At 74.0% G+C, this 6,666-nt stretch carries 5 protein-coding genes; 3 read left to right on the top strand and 2 right to left on the bottom strand.

Annotation, left to right across the window (positions count from 1 at the left end; genetic code table 11):
• Positions 1-238: 238 nt before the first annotated feature.
• On the bottom strand, positions 239-742 hold the full coding sequence (locus ACIQOW_RS14760) for a GbsR/MarR family transcriptional regulator (protein WP_401084519.1): 504 nt from the start codon (positions 740-742) through the stop codon (positions 239-241).
• Positions 743-839: 97 nt separating this feature from the next.
• Between ACIQOW_RS14760 and ACIQOW_RS14755 the strand changes: the two genes are divergently transcribed.
• Entirely contained in the window at positions 840-1,766 is a 927-nt protein-coding gene (locus ACIQOW_RS14755) for an ATP-binding cassette domain-containing protein (RefSeq protein ID WP_401084104.1), read from the top strand.
• Positions 1,763-3,415 carry an ABC transporter permease gene (locus ACIQOW_RS14750; RefSeq protein ID WP_401084102.1) on the top strand — a complete coding sequence of 551 codons (1,653 nt, stop codon included), beginning with the start codon at positions 1,763-1,765 and terminating at the stop codon, positions 3,413-3,415. The genes ACIQOW_RS14755 and ACIQOW_RS14750 overlap by 4 nt, the downstream gene beginning before the upstream one ends.
• Positions 3,416-3,445: 30 nt before the next feature.
• Here ACIQOW_RS14750 and ACIQOW_RS14745 read toward each other — a convergent pair whose 3' ends face one another.
• Complete coding sequence (locus tag ACIQOW_RS14745) at positions 3,446-4,033, bottom strand: TerD family protein (protein ID WP_188296929.1); 588 nt, start codon at positions 4,031-4,033, stop codon at positions 3,446-3,448.
• A gap of 329 nt (positions 4,034-4,362) precedes the next feature.
• Between ACIQOW_RS14745 and ACIQOW_RS14740 the strand changes: the two genes are divergently transcribed.
• Positions 4,363-6,660, top strand: coding sequence for a hypothetical protein (locus ACIQOW_RS14740; RefSeq protein ID WP_401084100.1), 2,298 nt, complete (start codon positions 4,363-4,365; stop codon positions 6,658-6,660).
• Positions 6,661-6,666: the final 6 nt, after the last annotated feature.

Genomic DNA, 6,666 nt, shown 5'->3' with positions numbered 1-6,666 from the left:
GGCGGGGGGGGGGCCGGGGGGGGGGGGGCCCCCCCCCCGCCCCCCCGCCGCGCCGGGGGGGGGGGGGGGGGGGGGGGGGGCGGGGGGCCCCCCCCCCCGGCGTCCGCGAACCACTCGACGAGGCGGAACGAACCACCCACGCCCGCAAGTGAGTCGGAGGCTCCCGGCCCGCCCGAACCGGCGCCATGCCCCGCCGCTCCTTGCCCCGCCGGAGGGGGTGGGCGGGCCGCGCCCGCGTCTAGGCCCGCGCCGCGCGGTGCTCGCGCCAGCGGCCCAGCATGCCGTGCAGCTCGTCGATCATGAACTCGAAGAAGGCGGCGCTCTCCGCCAGCCGCTCCCCCGCCACCGTGCCGGCGCCGACGGTGGCCTCGCCCTCGCGCAGCACCCGGATCCAGCGCAGCATGATCTCGTCGCGCCGGGTCAGCGACTCGAACCAGACGTCGTTGAGCACCCGGTAGCGGTCGCGCCGGGAGCCGGGCTCGCGTTCCTTGGCGACCAGGCCGACCTGGATCAGGTAGCGCATCGCGCCGGAGACCGCGGCCGGGCTGATCCGCAGGCGTTCGGAGAGTTCGGCGGAGGTGAGCACCCCGCTCTCCTCCGCCATCAGGCAGGAGAAGATCCGGGACGGCATCCGGCCCATGCCCGCGACCACCAGCTCCGCGGCGAAGCGCTCGACGAAGTCCGACACCGCCCTGTCGCCGCGCCCCGCCTCGGTGTCGCCCGCACCCTTCGTCTGCCGCACCGCCCTGCGCCCCTTCCCGGTGATCGCTTTCCGCTGCTCGAACTTTAACGCCTTCCCAATCTTCACGTTTTTCTGAACTTACGCTAGCTTCAGAAGTATGACCAAGGCCATCATCCTGTCCGGCCTGCGCAAGGCCTTCGGCCGGACCACCGCGCTGGACGGCCTCGACCTGACCGTCGAGACCGGCGAGGTCCACGGCTTCCTCGGACCCAACGGGGCCGGGAAGTCCACCACCCTCCGCGTCCTGCTCGGCCTGCTGCGCGCCGACGGCGGCAGCGCCCGGATGCTCGGCAGGGACCCGTGGCACGACGCCGTCGAGCTGCACCGTCGCCTCGCCTACGTCCCCGGTGACGTCGAGCTCTGGCCCGACCTCACCGGCGGCGAGGCCATCGACCTGCTCTCCCGGCTGCGCGGCCGGCCCGACCGCCGCCGCCGCGACGAACTGATCGAGCGCTTCGACCTCGACCCGACCAAGAAGGGCCGCAGCTACTCCAAGGGCAACCGGCAGAAGGTCGCCATCGTCGCCGCCCTCGCCTCCGACGCCGAGCTGCCCCTCCTCGACGAACCGACCTCCGGCCTCGACCCGCTGATGGAGGTGGTCTTCCAGGACCTCGTGCGCCAGGCCAGGCACGACGGCCGCACCGTCCTGCTCTCCAGCCACCTCCTGGACGAGGTGGAGAAGCTGGGCGACCGGGTCAGCATCATCCGGCACGGCCGGGTCGTGCAGAGCGGCACCCTCGGCGAGCTGCGCCACCTCACCCGCACCACCGTCGAGGCCGAGACCCTCCGCCCGGTCACCGGACTGGAGGCGCTGCCCGGCGTGCACGACCTGCGCACCGAGGGCCACCGGGTCCGCTTCGCCGTGGACGGCACCCGGCTGGACGCCGCCGTACGGGCCCTGAGCGAAGCCGGGCTGCGCAGCCTGGCCAGCCACCCGCCCACCCTGGAGGAGCTGATGCTGCGCCACTACGGCGACGAACTCGCCGCCAACGGGCACCGCGCCGAGGACGAGGCCCCGCGATGACCGCCACCGCCGCCACCGCCGGACCGGCCGCCCCACCCCGCGGGGCGGCGCCCGGCAGCACCCTGGCCGGCACCGCCGCGCTGCTCCGCTTCGCCCTGCTCCGCGACCGCGTCCGGCTGTCCGCCTGGGTGCTCGGCCTCTGGCTGGTCACCCTGGCCACCGCCGACAGCGTCCACAGCCTCTACCCGACCGCCGCCGACCGCGCCTCGATCGCCCACGGCTCGGACAACCCGGCACTCCTCGCGATGAGCGGCCCGGCCCACTACCTGGCCGACTACACGTGGGGCGCCATGCTGAGCCACCGGATGCTCGGCCTGCTGGCCGTCCTCGCCGGGCTGATGGGCGTCCTGACCGTCACCCGGCACACCAGGGCCGAGGAGGAGAGCGGCCGCGCCGAACTCGTCCGCTCCGCCGCCGTCGGCCGGCACGCCCCGCTCGCCGCCGCCCTGGCCACCGCCGCCGTCGCCGACCTCGCCCTCGGCCTGCTGCTCGCGGCCGGCCTGCCCGCCCTCGGCGTCCCCGGCCTCTCCGCCGCCGGATCCGCGCTGTTCGGCGCCGCGACCGCGCTCGGCGGGCTGCTGTTCGCCGCGGTGGCCGCCGTCACCGTCCAGCTCACCGCGCACACCCGCACCGCTTCCGGGCTGGCCCTCGCGGTGCTCGGCGCCGGCTACGCCCTGCGCGCCGCCGGGGACGCCGGGTCGGGCGCGCTGTCCTGGGCCTCCCCGATCGGCTGGCTCCAGCGCGGCTACCCCTTCGTGGACGACCGCTGGTGGCCGCTGCTGCCCGCGCTCGCCCTGACCGCCTCGACCGGCGCCGCCGGATTCGCGCTGAGCAGCCGCCGGGACCACGGCGCCGGCCTGCGCGCCGCCCGTCCGGGACCGGCCACCGGCAGCGCGGCCCTGGGCACCGCGTTCGGCCTCGCCCTGCGCCTGCACCGCGGACTGCTCGGCGGCTTCGCGGCCGCGCTGCTGGTGGTGGGCGCGATGTACGGCTCACTGCTCGGCGACGCCGACTCGCTGCTCAGGGACGTCGACCGGATCAGGGACGCGCTCGCCCGGCTCGGCGGGCCCACCCTCGCCGACTCCTACGCCGCGCTGACCATGCTGGTGGTCGCCGTGATCGGCGGCGTCCACGCGGTGCTGGCGACGCTGCGCCCGCGCGCCGAGGAGAGCGCGGGACGGGCCGCGCCGGTGCTGGCCACCGGCGTGTCGCGGTCCGCCTGGCTGGGCGGACACCTGACGGCCGCCCTGCTGGGCTCCACCGCGGTGCTGCTCGCGGCGGGCGCGGGCTACGGCCTGGCCGGGGCGCTGTCCAGCGGCGACGGGGGCGCGCTCCTGCGGCTGACCGGCGCGGCGCTGGCCTTCGCGCCCGCCCAGTGGGTGACCGTGGGTTTCGCCGCCGCCGTGTACGGCTGGCTGCCCAGGGCGACGCCGCTGGCCTGGCTGGTGCCCGCGTACGCCTTCGTGATCGGCTACCTGGGCCCGCTGCTGGACCTCCCCGCGGGCCTGGAGCGGCTCTCCCCGTACGGCCATGTGCCCCGGCTCCCGGCGGCCCCGATGGACTGGACGCCGCTCGCCGCGCTCACCGCGGTCGCGGCCGCCCTGATCGCGCTGGCCCTGGCCGGGTTCCGGCGCCGCGACGTCCACTGACGCCCGGCGCCGGGCACACCCCGACCGGGATCAGAGGTGCTTGACCAGCTCCGGCATCAGGTCCTGGAAGGTCCGCCCACTGGCCGGCTGGCCGATCGCGGCCATCTGCCAACCCGTCGCCGTGCGCTGCACCTTGGCCATGATCTGGGCGGTGTACGGGCCACCGCCGGTGAGCGTGTAGCGGGCCAGCTCGGTGCCGGTGGTCTCGTCCACGAGCCGACAGAAGGCCGCCTCGACCTCCTGGAAGGTCTGCCCGGTGAAGGAGTTGACGGTGAAGACGATCTGGTCGACCTCCGCCGAGACGGTGGTCAGGTCGACGGTGATGGACTCGTCGTCGGTCGCGGCTCCCGAGCCGCCGACCAGGTTGTCCCCGCTGTGCCGGACCGAACCGTCGTTGCTGTTGAGGTGCTGGAAGAAGACCACGTCCACCGGGCGCCCCTGGGCGAACAGCACCGCCGAGGCGTCCAGGTCGATCTCCCGGCCGGCTGCGAGCAGCTTGGAGAAGAAGCCCTTGCGCTCGGCCGCCTTCCAGCCGAGGCCCATCCGGACCAGGCTCAGCTGCCCACCGCCCGGCTTCTCCAGGCTGATCTTCTGCCCCTTGGCCAGCGAAACGCTCATCGCGCCCTCCTCGTTCTGCCACCGCCCGTGCCGCGAATCTACAGCACTGTAGAAAATTATGATCATCAACGGTGTCCTGCGAGCACCTGTACCCCGTAAGCCCCCGGACCTCACCCCGACGACGGTCCGCATACTGAGGGAACCGGCGGTCCGACGTCTGGCGTAGCCGCGGACCGTGACCGGACGACCGGGACTGCGCACAGTCTAGGGTCGGCCCCGGGGCCGCGCCCGGCAGCGACCGCGCGTCGCCTCCGCACCGATCGCAGTGCTCACGACCGTTCCCGGGCCACGCCCACCCGCGCCGGCCCACTGACGCTGGGGGGACCACCATGCCCGAGCAGCACGAAGGAACCGAGCAGCACGAAGGAACCGGCAGGCCCGACAGAGCCGGACAGCACGCCGCACCGCAACGCCCCGGGGAGTCCCGCCTCGGGCGCCGCCGCCTGCTCCGGGCCGGCCTCGGCGCGGGCGGCGCACTGGCCACCGTCCGGCTGCTGCCCGGCGGCACCGCCTGGGCCGAGACACCGCCCACGTTCCCCGCCGTGGAGTACGACAGCGCCGAGTACGGGAACTCCCAGTACGGCGGTCTGTGGCCCTCCTCCCACCTGGCAGGCCCGCGCGGCACCGCCGGGCAGGCCTGGCCGGACTGGACCCGCTACGCCCGCATCGCCGACGGCACCTTCAACGAGCCCGCCGACATGCAGAGCGCCGTGGACGCCCTCAAGGCGCAGGAGGTCAGCGTCATCGAGCTGGACACCCTGCTCTCCGACTGGCTCACCGACGCCCAGTTCGCCGCCCACATGGCCGAGGTGAAGATGTTCACCGGCCTGGCCCACGCCGCCGGCCTCAAGGTCGTCATGTACTACCCCTCCCTGGAGCTGATCTCCCCCGGCGGCGAGAAGGGCCGCTCCTTCTACAAGAACGACCAGGGCAAGAACTGGGTCCAGCGCGACATCGCCGGCAAGCCCAACGTGTTCTACGGCAGCGTGGTGGTCTGGGTCGACCCGGGCGACGAGAGCGTCTGGCTCAGCCCCAACTCGCCCTGGCGGGACTACTACCTCAAGCGGATCAAGGGCGTGGCCGCGACCGGCGTGGACGGCATCTGGCCGGACGTGCCGATCTACTTCGACGGCGTGCTCTCCTGGTGCGACGCCTCCACCTGGGGCGCGGCCGCGTTCAAGGCGGACACCGGCCTCGCCCTGCCGAAGGCCGCGAACTTCGCCGACCCGGTCTTCCGCCGCTACGTCGAGTGGCGCCACCGCAACCTGCTCCGGTTCCAGCTGGACATCGCCGACGCGGGCCGCTCGGTCAACCCCGACCTGGTCACCTTCGTCGAGACCGTCTCGATGGACTACCGCTACGCCACCTCGATCGGCCTGGACGGCGGCTACCTGCGCCAGGCCCCCGGCGCCGTCAGCCAGGTCTGGGAGGTGGACATCCTCGGCAACTACGACGGCATGCGCCACGCCACCGCCTCCGACTGGGTCTGCCTGATCTCGATGTACAAGTACGCCCGCGCCGCCAGCGGCACCAAGCCCGCCTGGGCGTTCTCCTACGGCTGGCAGGCCGACGACGCCTCACTGGTGATGTCCCAGCTGCTCGCGGCGGGCTGCAACCCGTACGAGGTGAAGACCCCGTTCAAGAACGACACCGTGGACGCCCCGATGCGCACCCGGATGTACCGCTTCGTCCGCCTCAACCAGGCGAAGCTCTACGACCCGGCCTCGATCGCCCAGGTCGGCGTCTACCACTCCGCGCCGTCCCGGGACTACGTGGCCCCCGGCGAGGGCAACGGGATGTACGTCAACGCCAAGGCGCCGGCCGGGATCACCGACTGGTGGGGCGGCGACGACCCGGCGATGAGCTGCGCCTCGCTCTCCTGGCTCGGCGAGTTCCGGGGCACCGTGAAGGCACTGGTCTACGCCCACGTCCCGTTCGACACGGTGCCCAGCCCCGGCCTGACCGCCGACGACCTGGCCCGCTTCAAGGTGCTGCTGCTGCCCAACCTCCAGGCGGTCTCGGACACCGAGGCGGCGCTGCTGCGCGCCTTCGTCTCGGCCGGCGGAACGATCGTGATCACCGGCCCCGCGCCCACCGCGCTGGACGAACTGGGCGGCCAGCGCACCGAGTTCGCGCTGGCAGACGTGCTCGGCCTGCGCAGGGCCGACCCGCTGCCCGCCACCAAACAGAACTCCTACGGCAGCGGCAGCTGCTGGTACGTCAAGGCGCTGCCCGGCCTGAGCTACCTGACCAAGACCGACCAGGCCTCGGCGGACCAGCTGCTCACCGCCGTCCGGCAGTCCGCCCCGCCGGCCGTCACCCTGGCCGGGGACCGGCGGATCTTCCTGGACGCCCGGCGGCTCGACGCCGACACCGTCGTCCACCTGGTGAACTTCACCAACTTCGGCGACACCCCGGCGGCCTTCCACAGCGCACCCGCCAACTGCACGCTCTCCTACGCCCTCCCGGCGGGGGCGGGCGTCACGGCGGTCACCGTCGCCAGTCCGGACGGCACCGACCCGACGCCCAAGGCCGTCCCGTACACCGTCACCGGCGGGACGGTCAGCGTGCCGCTGACCGTCGCGCAGTACTCGGTGGTGACGATCACCGTCGGCCCGGCCGCCTGACGGGGC

The organism is Kitasatospora sp. NPDC091335, from assembly GCF_044757205.1.
In the GTDB taxonomy this organism is placed as follows: Bacteria; Actinomycetota; Actinomycetes; order Streptomycetales; family Streptomycetaceae; genus Kitasatospora.
This window is presented reverse-complemented; position numbering and strand designations above follow the sequence as displayed.

Coding starts and splice junctions, on each gene's coding strand:
- ACIQOW_RS14745 (WP_188296929.1), bottom strand. CDS start 4,033: ATGAGCGTTTCGCTGGCCAAGGGGCAGAAGATCAGCCTGGAGAAGCCG.
- ACIQOW_RS14755 (WP_401084104.1), top strand. CDS start 840: ATGACCAAGGCCATCATCCTGTCCGGCCTGCGCAAGGCCTTCGGCCGG.
- ACIQOW_RS14740 (WP_401084100.1), top strand. CDS start 4,363: ATGCCCGAGCAGCACGAAGGAACCGAGCAGCACGAAGGAACCGGCAGG.
- ACIQOW_RS14750 (WP_401084102.1), top strand. CDS start 1,763: ATGACCGCCACCGCCGCCACCGCCGGACCGGCCGCCCCACCCCGCGGG.